General features: G+C 46.3%; 1 protein-coding gene and 1 pseudogene. Both read right to left on the bottom strand.

Annotated features, from left to right (window positions below):
- Window positions 1-485: 485 nt before the first annotated feature.
- Window positions 486-635, bottom strand: coding sequence for a protein YdfW (locus tag RTW80_RS24880; protein ID WP_011443592.1), 150 nt, complete (start codon window positions 633-635; stop codon window positions 486-488).
- A 120-nt stretch (window positions 636-755) separates the two neighbouring features.
- Window positions 756-1,655 (bottom strand): annotated as a pseudogene (locus tag RTW80_RS24885) (IS1202-like element ISEsa1 family transposase); the annotation flags it as partial.
- Window positions 1,656-1,657: the final 2 nt, after the last annotated feature.

Consider the following 1,657-nt stretch of genomic DNA (forward strand, 5'->3'; position numbering starts at 1 on the left):
GAAAAAAGACGATACAAATACCGCTGGCACCATTGATATTTACGTCTAAGTGACAGCCGTATTGTGGCCCTCATCGGGCCACTTTTCGCCATCAGCCGTTTCTTTAAAGACATATTATCTTTGTATCATTTCTGATAGTTAACATTACAAGATATAAGTAATGGACGCACTCCCAATTAGTCTATTTAAATCGCCACGAGTTTAACTGACAACCCATGATCAATTATGAATTGCAACTATTTCTGTAGTCACTTTTGTGGGGACAGTCCACAAAACTGCCAACTTCCGCTTCTTGCTCTTAGCGGACATTAGCATAGGCTATTTACCATAACGCCTCATTACGCGCACCGCCCAGACTGACTCAGCGCGTTTCTGGCATATCCCCGGTAAAACAAGTAACAAACCACCCGAAAATGAACACCAGAAACGCGACTTAAGAATCTACCCTATGAATGGATATGCACTCAACCGAATCGATCTTGGTTTCAATCTTTTTTATCGGGATCAGGCTTCTTTTTAGGTAACTTCGGGGGCTTAACTTGCTGATGACTTTGCGTTCGGCGCGTAAGCCAGGGATGGTCAGCTTTAGGTTTAACATAGTATTTTGAGCGTAAATCAATACGGGCATTATCCACTCGTTCATGGACACTCTTTTCATCATCCAGTGGTATAGGCTCCGGGCCATCAACATACTTTTCCCAGCCCAGCGCTTTCCCGTCATACAGAACGTTAATTTCACCGTCAAAGTTCTCGCATACAGTAACAACCGAATGCCTAAGTCGATATCCCCGGCCCTCACTGCGTACCTGAAACGCACTGCTTTTGTACTGGAAAGTGAGATTTTTAGACAGAACGCGCTTCGCCTGTAGGCTGAAGATATAACCCAGTTCCTCTTCAGAATGGTGCACATCAAGATGAGCATTATCAGTAGTACGAGGCGACGTAGCGAACCGGTTGTTATAGGCTTCAATAAAGGTCGGCAACCATGCATTTGCTGTTTCAATATCACTGATATTCTGAAGCCGCATTTCTTTGACCAGCCTGTCCTGTAGTGTCTGATTGGCGCGCTCTACCCGCCCTTTTGCCTGCGGGCTGTTGGCATGGATTGGCTCGATGCCCAGTGTCTTTATCGCACGAGTGAACTGGGTCAGCTCACCTTCCCGCTCTGGGTTATTTACCCTGAATATACTGTGTCTATCAGAGTAGAGAGCGAGCGGTACGCCATGATCATTAAGGTAACCCCGGAGGGTTTCCATGTAAGCCCGGGTTGTTTCAGCAGGCACAAAACGCAACGCCATCAACGCACTGGTGGCATCATCAATGAAAACGATCAGTGTACATCTGGGGCCTCGATTTTCAAACCAGTCATGAGGTGAGCCATCAATCTGGATCAGTTCACCGTAAGATGGTCGTCGCATGCGGCGTTGATATATACGGGCAATTTTACGACGGCGTTCACGCCATAACCCCTCTTCTATCATCCACTTTCTGAGAGTTTCAACGGATAAAGATAAACCGTGTATCTCGCGCAATTTTTCGCACGCAAACGTAGGTCCAAAATCAGCGTAACGGCCTTTGAGGAGTGAAATTACTGTTGCTCTGAATTCAGTAGAAAAGGAATTATTAGGACGCTTTCCACGTCGGTGGGAAACCAGAC

It is taken from the genome of Escherichia sp. AM3, from assembly GCF_032029835.1.
GTDB lineage: Bacteria > Pseudomonadota > Gammaproteobacteria > Enterobacterales > Enterobacteriaceae > Escherichia > Escherichia coli.